The organism is bacterium, assembly GCA_024742285.1.
GTDB lineage: Bacteria > Myxococcota_A > UBA9160 > UBA9160 > UBA4427 > UBA4427.
This window is the reverse complement of the sequence record JANSYR010000015.1, coordinates 82723-96169: the sequence shown is the minus strand read 5'-3', so window position 1 is coordinate 96169 and position 13447 is coordinate 82723. Positions and strand designations below refer to the sequence as shown.

Genomic DNA, 13447 nt, shown 5'->3' with positions numbered 1-13447 from the left:
AGGAGGATCGAGGCGTGGCGCAGTGGATTCGGTGGGGGAGCGCGCTTCTCGCGCTCGGGCTCGTCCTCTCGAGCTGCGCGGAGTCACGCCGGCGGACGCCGATCGTCGCCGCCCTCGCGATCGAGGACGTGACCGTGATCGAGGTCGAGATCGACGACACGGCGGAGGGCGACGTCCTCATCTTCGAGCGCCCCGACCACCGCGTGGTCGTCGCCGGGGACCGGATCGTCTGGGTCGGGCCGTCGGGAAAGGGGCCGCCGGCGGAGCGCACGGTCGACGGCCGGGACCGGTTCCTGATCCCCGGGCTCTGGGACGCCCACGTCCATTTCCTCTACGACGAGGCGCTGACCGACGCGATGTCCGGCCTCTTTCTCGACTGGGGGATCACGAGCGTCCGCGACACCGGCGGCCACTTCGAGACGCTGGTCGCGATGCGCGAGGGGCTGCGCGCCTCGGACGCGGCGTCGCCGCGCATCTTCCTGTCCGGGCCCCTGCTCGACGGTCGGCTCGTCGTCTATGACGGCGCGAGTCCGTCCCAGCCGGCGCTCGGGACCTCGATCCCGGATGCCGAGGCGGCGGCGCGACAGGTGGCCCTCCTGGCGGAGGGCGGAGCGGATCTGATCAAGATCTACGAGCTCGTCTCGCCCGATGCCTTCGACGCGCTCGTGACCGCTGCGCGGGAGCACGGGCTGCCGATCGCCTCCCACGTCCCTCTCAGCCTGACCGCCGACGTCGCGGGACCGCGGGTCGACTCGATGGAGCACCTCCGCAACGTCGAGCTCGCCTGCGCGCGCGACTGGCGCGCGCTCCACGCCGAGCGGGTGCGGGCGCTCGACGCGTGGACCTCGCCTCGGGGCCATCCGCTCCGCAAGTCGCTCCACGACGCCCAGCGCTTCGCGGCGATCGCCGATCACGACGCCGATCGCTGCGACGAGGTCCTGGTCGCGCTCCGGGGGACGATGCAGGTCCCGACGCTTCGTCTGAACGCGTTCAATCGCGCGCGTCCGGATCGGAATCCGGTCTGGGCGCGCGCCGCGCAAGCCCTGCCGGAGGACGTCCGCGTGCGCTGGGACGCCAAGGTGCGCGAGCTCGCCGAGGAGGGCGAGCGCGATCAGCGCTTCGCCGACTGGAGCCTCTCCCTCGTCGGCCGGATGGACGCCGCCGGCGTTCCGATCGGCGCGGGGACGGACACGCCGATCCGCCTGGCGATCCCGGGCGAGAGTCTCCACCGGGAGCTCGAGCTGCTCGTCGAGGCGGGACTCGAGCCCGCCGAAGCCCTCGCGGCGTCCGTGCGCGCGCCGGCGCGCTTCATGGGAATCGAGGATCGCGTCGGTCGGATCGCATCGGGCCAGCTCGCCGATCTCGTGCTGCTCGAGGCGAACCCGCTCGACGACATCCGGAATACGCGTGGAATCGTGGGGGTGGTCAGTCGGGGGCGGTACCGCGTGCCCGGCCGGTAGGGCGGGCCGGGGAGATTGCCGGTTGGCCGGGGGCACGACCGCGGGTAGGATCCCGCGCCGTCATGATCTCGATCTCGAATCTCGCCAAGCACTACGGGGATCGCACCCTCTTCGAAGACGTCTCGATGCAATTCAATCGGGGCGAGCGCTACGGGATCGTCGGCGCGAACGGTTGCGGGAAGTCGACGCTGCTCAAGATCCTGACCGGGGAGGAGTCCGCGAGCGACGGGGATCTCTCGATCCCGAAGCGGGCCGTCCTCGGTGTCCTCGAGCAGGATCACTTCCAGTACGAGGAGGATCGGATCGTCGACGTCGTGATGATGGGAAACGCGCCGCTCTGGAAGGCGATGGTCGAGAAGGAAGAGATCCTCGCGAACGCCGAGGACCACTTCGACGGCGACCGCTACGCGGAGCTCGAGGATGTGATCGTCCAGCACGACGGCTACGGCCTCGAAGCGCGCGCCGGTGAGATCCTCGAGGGCCTGGGAATCCCGACCGCCGTGCACACCGAGTCCCTCTCGACCCTCTCGGGCGGCTTCAAGCTGCGGGTGCTCCTGGCGCAGGTCCTCGCAGCCGAGCCCGACGCGCTCCTGCTCGACGAGCCGACGAACCACCTCGACATCCTCTCGATCCGCTGGCTCGAGCAGTTCCTCGAGAGCTACCCCGGCGTGGCGATCCTGATCTCCCACGATCACCGCTTCCTCGACAACGTCGCGACGACGATCGTCGACGTCGACTACCAGACGGTCAAGGCCTATCCGGGAAACTACGCGAACTTCGTCCGGTCGAAGAAGTCGGAGCGCGATCGGCGCGAGGCCGAGATCGAGAAGCGCGAGGCCGAGATCGCGGATCACAAGGCGTTCGTCGAGCGGTTCCGCGCCAAGGCTTCGAAGGCACGGCAGGCGCAGAGCAAGCTCAAGGCGATCGACCGGATCGAGATCGAGTCGCTGCCCGAGAGCTCCCGGCGCTATCCCTCCTTCTCGTTCAGTCAGAAGCGGCCGAGCGGCAAGCAGGTGATCGAGGTCGCGGGGGTCTCGAAGTCCTACGGCGACAATCTCGTCCTCGACGGAATCGATCTCGTCGTCCAGCGCGGCGAGCGGGTCGCGGTGATCGGGCCGAACGGGATCGGGAAGTCGACCCTCCTCAAGATCATGATGGGCGAAGTCGAGCCCGACGCGGGCAAGGTCGAGTGGGGATACGAGACCCATCCCGGCTACGTGGCCCAGGACCACAAGGAGCAGATCGGCTCCGCTCGGCAACGCCTCGACGACTGGCTCGGCGAGTTCATCCCGCAGCAGAGCATCGGCTACGTGAAGGGCGCTCTCGCAGCGGTCCTCTTCTCGGGGGAGGAGAGCAAGAAGAAGCTCGAGGCCCTCTCCGGAGGCGAGGCGGCGCGGATGCTCTTCGCGAAGCAGGCGGTGACCCACCCGAACGTCCTGATCCTCGACGAGCCCACCAACCATCTCGACCTCGAGGCGATCGAGGCGCTGGTCGACGCGGTGAAGGCCTACGACGGGACGGTGATCTTCGTGTCCCATGACCGGTGGTTCGTGAACGAGCTCGCCACGCGGATCGTGGAGATCACGCCCGAGGGCGTACAGGACTTCAGTGGTGGCTACGACGAGTACCTCGCTCGGGCGGGCGAGGATCACCTCGACGCGCAGGAGGTGCTCCGGCGCGCGCGGGAGTCCAAGCGGTCCGCGAAGGCCGGGGGCGAGGCGAAGGGCCGCAGAAAGAAGGGCGCGGGGCAGGGCGCAGGCGCCGCATGAGCAAGCCCTGGGTGACCCTCGACGAGCGCGAGACCCCGGACGGGGTGCTCGAGCTGCGTCGCCGTGACGCCCGGGACTTCCTGATCCTGGTCGGCGGCCGCGTCCTGATGAACAGCCGCGAGAACCAGTCCGAGGTCGTCCTCGGCCGCGCAGCGTGTGCCGCGCTGGCCGAGCCCTCGGGCGGCGGGCGCGTGCTGGTCGGCGGACTCGGCATGGGGATCACGCTGCGCGCGGTGCTCGACACCGTCCACGCGGACTGTCGGGTCGAGATCGCCGAGCTCCACCCGGTCGTGGCGGAGTGGTGCCGCGGTCCGCTCGCAGAGCTGACCGAAGGGGCGGTCCTCGATCCACGGGTCGAGGTCGTGCTCGACGACGTGGCCGAGGTCATCCGTCGGGGACGCGACGCACCCTACGATGCGATCGTGCTCGATCTCTTCGAGGGGCCGCATGCGAAGACCGATCCGCGCAAGGACCCGCTCTACGGGCAGGGGGCGATCGACCGGACCTGGGACGCCCTCGTGCCTGGCGGCGTGCTCGGCGTCTGGGCCGAAGCGCGGGACGAAGGTTTCGAGCAGCGGCTCCGTCGCCGCGGTTTCAGCGTCGAGACGAGGCGCCCCGGGCGAGGCGGCTACCGCCATTGGATCGTGCTCGCGCGGCGGCCCGAGGGCGCGCCCGGGACGCCGCGCGAACGCCCGTCCTAGCGCGTCGCCTGCGCCCAGTTGCCGTGGAAGCAGAGCGGGATCCGGGTGTCGAGCCAGAGCCGCGCGAGCGGCGCTGCGTCGACGGCACCGGCGTCGAGGATCTCGACGGCGGTCTCGCCCCGGTTCGCATCGTGGACCAGGAAGAGCACGAAGCCATCGTCCTCCTGCGAGGTTTCGGTTCGCGGGACGAAGACCGGCTCTCCCGTCCACTGCCCGTCGACCGCGGCGCGGTGGATCGAGGCGGCCCCGGTCCGGTCGTACTTCGAGATTCGCCGGGAGAACCCGAGCAGCCCCTCGGCCGGCTCCGCCGTCGAGGCGTAGCCGTAGCGGTTCTTGTGGCCGACGAGGCGGTCGTCGATCCGCGGGAACTCCGCCGTCGATTCGCTGTACTTGGTCTCCTTGCACGATCCCGACGCGAGATCGAACTCGTAGCCGTAGGGATGGGCCTTGAGGCCATCGCCACGCGTGCCCTCACGGGTCACGTTCAGCCAGTCGAGCAGGGCCTGCGGATCCTCGTAGGTGCACGCATCCATGTAGATGCGTCCGTCTTCCTCGTAGGCGTTGCCGGGATGGAACATGTAGGCGCTCGACGGCGCCTCGAACCAGCGCACTTCGCTTCCGGGCGTGCGCTCGCGGATGCCGAACATCATCGGCCGGTCGTTCGCACGGACGGCGTCGTGGAAGGTCCCCGTCAGCAGCTTGTCGAGATCGAAGCCGACGCCGCCGACCGGGAAGATCACGTAGTTCTCGGTGATCGCGAAGTCGTGCATCATCGACGCCCAGGGCGCGTCATGGGCCTCGGCCAGGGAGACGCTTCCGTCCGGCTCGACGCAGTAGAGCTGGATGAAGGGCTCGATCGGCTGGTAGCCGTGAATCCACATCTGGCCCGTCTTGCCGTCGATCTTCGGGTGCGCCGTCGTCGAGAGGCCGAGCATCCTGCCGTCGTAGTCCCAGAGCCCCTTCGACTCGAGGGTGACGGGATCCATCTCGAAGGGCGGCATGTTCTCGGCCATCGCCCAGAGCTTGCCCGCGTGCGGGACGATGTTGGTGTTGGGCGAGTGGTTCGGAAGCGGCGGATCCGCGGGGCGTTCCGCGGGCGACTTCAGGCCGCCGTTCGCGTAGACCCCTTCCGCCGCGTCGCGCAGGAAGCGCTCGGTCCGCGCATAGCGCCCGAGATGGTGGGCCCGGCCGTCCTCGAAGCGGATCGCCTGCACGAGGGCGTCGCCGTCGAAGAGGTGGAGTCCGCCGTGTCCCGATTCCGGAAGAACGTTCTGGTTCGGGCCGTTCCGATAGAGCGTGCCGTTCAGATCGCGCGGGATCTCGCCTTCGATCCGCGTGATCGGGGCGTCGGCTTCGACGTTGTTGGGCCGCAGCACTTCGGCGAAGGCGGCGGCGGTGGTCTCGGGGGTGGCACTCATGGGATTCCTCCTGGGCCCGTCGGGCTTGGGGCGTGTCAGTCGTTCGGCGCCGCTTCCGGCGCGCTGGAAATCGATCGATCCGTGACGGCGGCGGCACCGTTTCCGGCGCTCTGGCGCTCGACCTCGCGGGCGATGAACGCATCCACGAGGGATTCGAGGTCGAGGCCGAGGCTCAGCATGCCGGCGAGGTGGAGGGCGACGATCCCGTGGACGCCGCTCCAGAGGAGGTGGGCTACGACGTTCGGGTCGCCCTGCAGGACGCCCGCTTCGATCGCCTCGGTGATCGCGGCCTTCATGATGAACCAGGAGCGGGTCTCCTCGACGGTCACCGCCGTCGGCCGACGGCTCCGGTCGAGCTCGAAGATGATCCGGTAGGCGTCGGGCTCCTCGAGGGCGAAGCCCACGTAGGCGTGGGTCATCGCGATCAGACGTTCGCGGTGGCGAGCGTGGCGCTCGACGGCGCCGTCGATCGCATCCGCGAAGCGGTCCGCCGCCGCGTGACGGACCGTCTCGAAGATCTCCGCCTTGTTCTCGAAGTAGCGGTAGGGCGTCATCGGGCTGCACCCGAGATCCTTCGCCAACGCCCGCATCGTCACGCCCTCGTAGCCGTGCTCGGCGAAGAGCCGGGTCGCTGCGGCGCAGAGCGCGTCGCGGAACTCGTCGACCTGATCCTGGGAGAGGGCGGCTCGCGGCATGGCTATTCTTATACGACGTAAAATTTACACTGTCAACCCATGGCGAGCGGGCGCGGCCAGACTGGCTCGGCCGGGCGGGGTGGCGCAGCATTCGTGCGGGAAACCGATGGAGGCCCGCGCCCATGTCCGTCGACTGCCGAACCCGCCTGATGAAGTCCGTCCGCCCCCTCGGTCTCGAGGAGATCCTCGACGAGGTGCTCCCCGAAGCGCTTGCGACCCACGGCGATCTCGCAGCCCGGGGCGCGACCTATCGGGCGCTCGCTCCGCTGGGCTTCCGGGTCGGCGCACGATCCTTCACGCTCCGTCCGCAGCGGGGGCGCCTCGTCGTCGAGCCCGGGCTGGAGCACGCCGGCGTGATCGCGGAGCTCGAGGAGGCCGCGCTCTCGGATCTCCTGCAGGACTATCAGTCGACGATGGGCCTCGCGATGACCGCGCGGGTGAAGGTCGCCGTCGGCACCGTCGACGACTGGGTCGCCTGGGAGATGGTCCTGCGGGCGCTGATGGACGGGCGACGCGTCTACGAGACGGGCGACGTGACCTTCGTCGACGGCGACGGCCGTCCCCTCGATCTCGACCGGATCTTCACCCTCGAGGACGACCGTGAGGAGATGGCCCACTTTCTCCGCCAGGCGGGCTTCCTCCACGTGCGCGGCGTCTTCGAGCCGGACGAGATGGACGCGGTGGGTCGCGACATCGACCACTTCATCGCGCGGGCCACGCCCGACGACGGCGACTCCTGGTGGGCGGAAGACGCGGAGGGGCGGGCCCAGGCCGTGCGGGTCCTCGAGTTCTACGACAAGTCCGAAGCCCTGCGCGATCTCGTCCACAGCGATCGCTACCGATGGCTCGGCGAGCTGACCGGCGACGGGCACGAGTATCGGCGCTCCGCCGAGGGGCTGGTCAAGCCGCTCGGGATCGTGAAGGGGCTCTCGGACCTGCCCTGGCACAAGGACTGCGGTCAGGGACGGCATTCGCTCATGTGCAACGCGCTTACCTGCGGCATCTCGGTCACCGGCGCCGACCGCGTGAGCGGCGCGCTCGGTGTCCTGCCCGGCTCCCACCGCGCGAACGTGAAGGTCCCGGGCGTCGATCCGATCATGGACATGTCGCCGCGGATGCTCGAGACGAAGACGGGCGACGTGACGGTCCACTGCAGCGACACGCTCCACCGCGCCCATCCGCCGACCGAACGAGCGCGCAAGGTCGTCTACTCGGGCTTCCGCCTGCCGCTGCTCCCCGGCGACGTCGCGATCGACGAGCCGCGCTACGGAAGGGAGGCCCGCGCCGAGCTGACCGACGTCCAGGACCGGATCGCGGCGGCGGGGCGGGGCGGCCGCGAGGTGATCGCCTAGCGGCGCACGTCGGCGTCGTCCTCGGGGCGTGCTGCGGGCGGCAGATCGAACTCGAGCACGATGTGTTCGAACTCGCCGGGGTCGACGCTCCCTTCGCGCGAGAGCGACAGCCCGTCCGCTTCGACGATGATCTCGAAGGGGACAGGGTCGCGTCGGAAGCCGCATTCCCGGTCGTAGCTCACGCCCACCCGGTAGCGCCCGGGGCGCGCGCCCTGGAAGCGCGCGATCTCGACGCGCGGCGCGGCGGCGTCACAGCGCCGGTCGACGTCGAGGCGTCCGCCGCCGAGGCTCGGGTTGTTCCCGAAATAGAGGGCCTCCCGGCGCGGGTCGCTCACGAAGAGGTCGAGGTCGGCGGCTTCGCCGAAGACGAGTCGGACCTCGAGCGTGCCCGGTGTGCGCGGGGTCTCGAAGCCTGGCGTCGCGGGCGGCGGCGGGCTCGCGCAGCTCGCGGCGAGGGAAGCCGCGCAGAGCGCCGCGATCACGAATCGATGTCGACGGACGCGGATCGGCATCCTGCTAGGGTATCGAGCGGGCGCGCGGGTCGACCAGGCCCCGCGTTTCGAGGGGGAGGAGCGCGATGGCGAAGACGGTGACACGACCGGGGTCGCGTCGGTGGGCCCGAGCCACGGTCGCCTTGGCGATCCTGGTGGGATTCGCGCTTCCGGCGAACGCCGACCGTTTCTTCGGCACGATCACCTCCGAAGCGGACGGGCGCCCGATCGCGGGGGCGATGGTGAGCTTCGTGCACGGCGATCCCGGCCACGCGATCACCGTCTTCAGCGACGACGTCGGGCGCTACGTCTCTCCTGAGCTCGACCACCCGGACGACTATGCCGTTCGCGTACGTCGGATCGGTTGGGACGACCATCTCCGCGAAGACGTCGGGCCGAGCAGACTCGAGTCCCTCGACTTCTCGCTCACGCGCACCGTCGATCCCGTCGACGTCGCCTATCAGCTCCCAGCCAACGTCTGGTACGACCGCGTGCTCGCGCGGATCGACGATCCGAAGGAACGCGCCGAGCTGAAGCAGCAGTGCACCTACTGCCACCAGCAGGGCAACTGGGCCACGCGACGGGAGCGGACCCACGAGGAGTGGGAGAAGCTGATCCGGCTGATGGGCACGCGCGGGGGGATGATCAGTCGTTCGCTGCGGGAGAAGCTCCCGGGCGTCCTGATCGAAGCCTACGAGCACGACCGCGCCGTCTCGGAGCTCGTGCCTCCGGACTTCGATCCGCACACCTACGCGCTCCCGAGCCCGGAAGCGCGGCGGGCCGTGATCGAGGAGTGGCCCCTCGGCGGGCGCGGCTCGAACCAGCACGACGTGATGATGCACCCGGACGGTCGCCTCTACTCGGTGGACGGGCCCCAGGACCAGCTCCACCGCCTCGATCTCTCGGGACCGGTCCCCGAACGCCGGAGCTGGATCGTGCCCCACGGTGATCTGCCCCTCGGTGGTGTCTTCGCGAGCAGCTCGCGCGAGGAGGCAGCGGACAACAAGTACGTCGGTCCCCACTCGCTCCAGACCGCCCCCGACGGCTCGATCTGGATCACGCTCGCGAGCGGCAATCAGCTCGCGCGCTTCGATCCCGCGAGCGAGACCTTCGAGATCCACGAGGTCGCCGACGGGATCTATCCGCACACGCTCCGCTTCGATCAGCGAGGGCGCATCTGGTACACGATGGCCGCGACCAATCACGTCGGGATGTTCGACCCCGCAACGAACGAGCAGACCCACGTCCGGCTGCCCGCGCGCAACTTCACCCAGGCGATGCTCCTGCGCCTCACGCCGTTCTTCCTGCGCCTCGGCCGGATCATCGACATCCGCGGCGCGGCCGCCGACGGCGACGGGATCAAGATGCCGGTGCCCTACGGGATCGACATCGCGCCCGACGGGGGCGTCTGGTTCAGCCAGCTGAACGAGCACAAGATCGGTCGGATCGACCCCGAGACCCTCGAGTACGAGATGGTCGCGACGCCCTTCGAGACTCCGCGGCGTCTGCGTTTCGATTCGAAGGGCGGGCTCTGGATCCCGAGCTTCTCCCAGAGTCTGATCGCGCACTTCGACCTCGAGAGCCGCGCGTTCCGGACCTGGGACCTGCCGATCGAGCCGCTGGGGACCGAGACCCCGTATGCCCTCGCGGTCGAGCCGGGGACCGACGTCGTGTGGATCTGCGGCACGAACAGCGACACGATGATCCGCTTCGATCCGGAGAGCGAGGCGTTCACGGTCTACCCGCTGCCGACGCGCGTGACCTATACGCGGGAGGTCGACTTCGACACCGAGGGGCGGATCTGGACCTCCAACTCGAACGGGCCGACCTGGCAGATCGAGGAGGGCGTGCCGAAAGTCGTGCGGATCGATCCCGACGGCGCGCCGACGCCCGCCGAGAGTGGATTCTTCTCGGACGCGGCCGCGCTGGGCTCGGTTCCGCTCGCGGTTCGGGCGGACGCGTCGGCGCGATGACGGGGACCGACTTCGATCGCGCGATCCGTCGGCTCGCCCTCGCTTGCGTCCTCGCCTTCGCCCTCGCGCTCGCGACGCCGGGCGGCGCCGGCGCCGAGGAGGCCGGATCGGCGGGCTGGCCGACCTACGGCGGGGATCCCGGTGGGACGCGCTACTCGCCCCTGACCGAGATCTCCGCTTCGAACGTCGAAGACCTCGAGGTCGCGTGGACCTATCACACGGGCGACGTCGCGGGCGTCCGGCCGGGCGCGGAGAAGACGGCCTTCCAGGCGACGCCGATCCTCCAAGGGGACACACTCTACTTCTGCTCGCCGCTCTCACGGATCTTCGCCCTCGACGCCGAGACCGGAGAGGAGCGCTGGGTCTACGACGCGAAGCCCCGTCTCGAGAGCGACATGACGCTCACCTGTCGCGGCGTCGCGTACTGGTCGGCCGGCGAGCCGGAAGGCGTCTGCTCGGCGCGGGTGTTCATGGGGACCCTCGACAACGGGCTCGTCGCCGTCGATGCCGCGACCGGCGCACCCTGCGCCGATTTCGGTGAAGCCGGTCGCGTCGACCTCGATCGGGGACTCGGCGAGATCGAGCCCGGGGAGACCTACATGACGTCGCCGCCGACGGTGATCGGCGACGTGGTGGTGACCGGCGCGATGGTCCGGGACAATCGGCGGATCGATGCGCCGGGCGGGGTGATCCGGGGCTTCGACGTGCGGTCCGGTGCGCTTCGCTGGGCCTTCGATCCCGTGCCGCCGGGCGTGGCGCCGCTGCCGCCGATCGACGGGGAGCCGCGCTTCCATCGCGGCACGCCCAACGCCTGGTCGATCCTCTCTGCGGATCCGGAGCGGGGTCTCGTCTTCGTCCCCTTCGGCAACCCGAGCCCCGACTTCGCCGGGGGGCACCGGAACGGCTTCGACTACTACGGCAGCTCGACGGTCGCCCTCGACGCCGCGACCGGGAAGCCCGTGTGGCGTTTCCAGAGCGTTCACCGCGACCTCTGGGACTACGACGTGGCTTCGCAGCCGACGCTCCTCGACGTCGAGAAGGGGGGGCGGGCGATTCCCGCCGTCGCCCAGCCGACGAAGATGGGGCATCTCTTCCTGCTCGATCGCGAGACCGGCGAGCCGATCTTCCCCGTCGAGGAGCGACCCGTCCCCCAGACGGACGTCCCGGGCGAGACGACGTCGCCGACCCAGCCCTTTCCGACCTTCCCGAAGGCGCTCCATCCCCATCGGCTCGAGCCGGACGACGCCTTCGGGTTCACGCCCTGGGACCGCGGGGCCTGCCGGGAGCAGATCGAGACTCTGCGCAACGAAGGCATCTTCACGCCGCCGAGCCTGGGCGGGTCGATCCAGTACCCCGGCGTCGCGGGGGGCGCGAACTGGGGAAGCCTGGCCCACGACCCCGAACGTCGCGTCGTCGTGCTCAACCAGAACTTCGTCGCGCAGGTCCACCGGCTGGTTCCGCGCGAGACCGGCGTGCGCGCCGAAGAAGCCGATCTCCACATGGGGATCAGCGAGATGGCGGGGACGCCGTATCTGATCGATCAGTCGGTGCTCGTCTCGCCCTTCGGCGTGCCGTGCATCCCGATGCCCTGGGGCGTATTGATGGCGGTCTCCCTCGAGAGCGGGGAGAAGCTCTGGGAGGTGCCGTTCGGGACGACCCGCGACATGATCCCGTTCTTTCCGATCGGCTTCGACTTCGGCCTGCCGAGCATGGGCGGGCCGATGGTCACGAAGAGCGGCCTCGTCTTCATCGGCGCCGCGATGGACGCGTATCTGCGGGCCTACTCGACCCTGACCGGCGAGCTGCTCTGGCAGGATCGACTCCCGGCGGGCGGGCAGGCGACGCCCATGACCTATCGCGTGCGGCCGGGCGGACGGCAATTCGTCGTGATCGCCGCGGGCGGCCACGGCACGCTCGGCACCGTTCCCGGCGACGCGGTCGTCGCCTATTCCCTTCCCGTCGACGACTGAGGTCCTCTCCTACACCCTTCCGGTCGACGACTGACGTCCTCTCCTACGCCAGCTCGAGCTCGGCGCGCAGCTCGCCGACGCTCCGATCGAGGATCGTCTCGTCCCACTCGCCGTCGTAGAGGTTCTTCGTCGCGCGTCCGCGACGCCATGCGTCGCGGACACGAAGCGGCGCGATCACGAGCCCGATCAGGAGTGCCAGTCCGTTCAGGACCCAGGCTGCGTAGTGGTCCCGGCAGCCCGATGCGAGCTCCCAGGCGGCGATCTCCGCCTCGCCGGTCCAGCTCGTGTCGTAGCCGGCGACGACGTGGTGGATGTCGTGGAGTCGGACCGAGCGAACGCGCTGAGGCGAGTTGGGGACGGCGGCGAAGGGGATGCCGCGGGCGCGGAACACGACCCACGCGTCCTGGTAGCCGCCGTCGCCCAGGCCGCTCGACGCGAAGTAGCGCGCGCGGGCATCACGCAGGGGCTCTTCCGGGGCGTAGTCGACGAACGGCATCGCGGTCTCCTGGCACGTGTCGAGGCGGACGCGGGTTCGGCGCCGAATCTAGCGAGGGACGGAGCGCGCCGGGAGACGTAGAATGCGGCACCGGGGCCAGGGCCCCAGGAGGACCACGATGCCGGACGTTGCGATGTGGGGGCGGGCGCTGACGGAGATGCCCCGGATCGACAAGCAGGAGTGGGACGGGCTCGACCTCGTCTCGCGGTGGCTGATCGCGACCCGTTCGGCGGTGATCGTGATGACCTTCACGTCCTCCGCCTTCGCCGGTGTGCTGGCGTACAAGGCGGGGCTCTTCGATGCCATCCTCTTCGTGCTCGTGACGGCGGGGCTCTGCCTCGCGCACGCGACGAACAACCTGGTGAACGACCTGACCGACCACTGGAAGGGCGTCGACCAGGGGAACTACTTCCGGACCCAGTACGGTCCACAAACCGTCGAGGACGGCTTCCTGACCGTCCGGCAGCTGATCACCTACGCGTCGATCACCGGCGGGATCGCGCTCGCGATCGGCTTCTACCTCGTGTTCGTCTCCGATCGCGGGGACATCACCCTCGCGCTCCTTGCGAGCGGGCTCTTCTTCGTCCTCTTCTACACCTGGCCGCTCAAGTACATCGGAATGGGCGAGCCGGCGGTGCTCCTCGTCTGGGGCCCGCTCATGGTCGGCGGCAGCTACTTCGTGATCACCGGCGACTGGAGCAACGAGGTCGCGATCGCGAGTCTCGCCTACGCCCTCGGCCCGACGGCGGTCCTCTTCGGGAAGCACACGGACAAGCTCGCCTTCGACGAGGGCAAGAAGATCCGGACGCTGCCCGTGATCCTCGGGGAGTCGCTCTCGCGCAAGGTGACGGTGGGGCTCCTGCTCGCGCAGTACCCGGTCGTCGTGTACCTGGTCTGGACCGGGTTCTTCCACCCGGTCATGCTGGTGACGCTGCTCTCGGCGTTCTCGCTCGGGCGCGTCTTCCAGGTCTTCAAGTACCCGCGCCCGGAACACCCGCCGAAGGCGTTTCCGGAAGGCGTGTGGCCCCTCTACTTCGTGGGGATCGCCTTCTGGTTCACCCGCCGCTATGGCGCGTTCTTCCTGGTCGGGCTCGTGCTGGACGTGGCGCTGTCGTAGGCGCC

General features: G+C 69.6%; 11 protein-coding genes. 7 read left to right on the top strand and 4 right to left on the bottom strand.

The genetic code is table 11. The features are described 5' to 3' along the window. Window positions 1-14: 14 nt before the first annotated feature. From NXI30_23195 to NXI30_23185, 3 genes are all read left to right on the top strand, one after another. On the top strand, window positions 15-1460 hold the full coding sequence (locus NXI30_23195) for an amidohydrolase family protein (GenBank protein MCR9097139.1): 1446 nt from the start codon (window positions 15-17) through the stop codon (window positions 1458-1460). Between the two features lie 62 nt (window positions 1461-1522). Beyond that, complete coding sequence (locus NXI30_23190) at window positions 1523-3229, top strand: ATP-binding cassette domain-containing protein (protein MCR9097138.1); 1707 nt, start codon at window positions 1523-1525, stop codon at window positions 3227-3229. Beyond that, window positions 3226-3930, top strand: coding sequence for a spermidine synthase (locus NXI30_23185; protein ID MCR9097137.1), 705 nt, complete (start codon window positions 3226-3228; stop codon window positions 3928-3930). The genes NXI30_23190 and NXI30_23185 overlap by 4 nt, the downstream gene beginning before the upstream one ends. Here NXI30_23185 and NXI30_23180 read toward each other — a convergent pair. Together NXI30_23180 and NXI30_23175 are read right to left on the bottom strand one after the other, a co-directional pair. After that, window positions 3927-5348: a carotenoid oxygenase family protein gene (locus NXI30_23180; protein MCR9097136.1), complete on the bottom strand. Its 1422-nt coding sequence runs from the start codon at window positions 5346-5348 to the stop codon at window positions 3927-3929. The two genes, NXI30_23185 and NXI30_23180, sit on opposite strands and share 4 nt — an antisense overlap. A gap of 35 nt (window positions 5349-5383) precedes the next feature. Then, window positions 5384-6043 carry a TetR/AcrR family transcriptional regulator gene (locus NXI30_23175; GenBank protein ID MCR9097135.1) on the bottom strand — a complete coding sequence of 220 codons (660 nt, stop codon included), beginning with the start codon at window positions 6041-6043 and terminating at the stop codon, window positions 5384-5386. Between the two features lie 122 nt (window positions 6044-6165). Between NXI30_23175 and NXI30_23170 the strand changes: the two genes are divergently transcribed. Next, a complete protein-coding gene (locus NXI30_23170; protein MCR9097134.1) occupies window positions 6166-7395 on the top strand; it encodes a phytanoyl-CoA dioxygenase family protein in 1230 nt (409 codons plus the stop codon). Here NXI30_23170 and NXI30_23165 read toward each other — a convergent pair. Further along, entirely contained in the window at window positions 7392-7907 is a 516-nt protein-coding gene (locus NXI30_23165) for a hypothetical protein (protein MCR9097133.1), read from the bottom strand. The genes NXI30_23170 and NXI30_23165 overlap by 4 nt on opposite strands. Before the next feature lie 122 nt (window positions 7908-8029). Here NXI30_23165 and NXI30_23160 point away from each other — a divergent pair, with 122 nt between their 5' ends. Together NXI30_23160 and NXI30_23155 are read left to right on the top strand one after the other, a co-directional pair. After that, complete coding sequence (locus NXI30_23160) at window positions 8030-9859, top strand: carboxypeptidase regulatory-like domain-containing protein (protein ID MCR9097132.1); 1830 nt, start codon at window positions 8030-8032, stop codon at window positions 9857-9859. Then, on the top strand, window positions 9856-11829 hold the full coding sequence (locus NXI30_23155; protein MCR9097131.1) for a pyrroloquinoline quinone-dependent dehydrogenase: 1974 nt from the start codon (window positions 9856-9858) through the stop codon (window positions 11827-11829). The genes NXI30_23160 and NXI30_23155 overlap by 4 nt, the downstream gene beginning before the upstream one ends. 43 nt (window positions 11830-11872) lie before the next feature. Here NXI30_23155 and NXI30_23150 read toward each other — a convergent pair whose 3' ends face one another. Continuing rightward, window positions 11873-12325, bottom strand: coding sequence for a hypothetical protein (locus tag NXI30_23150; GenBank protein ID MCR9097130.1), 453 nt, complete (start codon window positions 12323-12325; stop codon window positions 11873-11875). Window positions 12326-12443: 118 nt separating this feature from the next. On the opposite strand from NXI30_23150, the gene NXI30_23145 reads away from it, so the two are divergent. Beyond that, window positions 12444-13442: a prenyltransferase gene (locus NXI30_23145; protein MCR9097129.1), complete on the top strand. Its 999-nt coding sequence runs from the start codon at window positions 12444-12446 to the stop codon at window positions 13440-13442. Window positions 13443-13447 lie beyond the last annotated feature (5 nt).

Excerpts from the sequence above, each read along its gene's own strand:
- NXI30_23185 (MCR9097137.1), top strand. The coding sequence starts at position 3,226 with ATGAGCAAGCCCTGGGTGACCCTCGACGAGCGCGAGACCCCGGACGGG.
- NXI30_23190 (MCR9097138.1), top strand. The coding sequence starts at position 1,523 with ATGATCTCGATCTCGAATCTCGCCAAGCACTACGGGGATCGCACCCTC.
- NXI30_23145 (MCR9097129.1), top strand. The coding sequence starts at position 12,444 with ATGCCGGACGTTGCGATGTGGGGGCGGGCGCTGACGGAGATGCCCCGG.
- NXI30_23175 (MCR9097135.1), bottom strand. The coding sequence starts at position 6,043 with ATGCCGCGAGCCGCCCTCTCCCAGGATCAGGTCGACGAGTTCCGCGAC.
- NXI30_23180 (MCR9097136.1), bottom strand. The coding sequence starts at position 5,348 with ATGAGTGCCACCCCCGAGACCACCGCCGCCGCCTTCGCCGAAGTGCTG.
- NXI30_23150 (MCR9097130.1), bottom strand. The coding sequence starts at position 12,325 with ATGCCGTTCGTCGACTACGCCCCGGAAGAGCCCCTGCGTGATGCCCGC.
- NXI30_23170 (MCR9097134.1), top strand. The coding sequence starts at position 6,166 with ATGTCCGTCGACTGCCGAACCCGCCTGATGAAGTCCGTCCGCCCCCTC.
- NXI30_23165 (MCR9097133.1), bottom strand. The coding sequence starts at position 7,907 with ATGCCGATCCGCGTCCGTCGACATCGATTCGTGATCGCGGCGCTCTGC.
- NXI30_23155 (MCR9097131.1), top strand. The coding sequence starts at position 9,856 with ATGACGGGGACCGACTTCGATCGCGCGATCCGTCGGCTCGCCCTCGCT.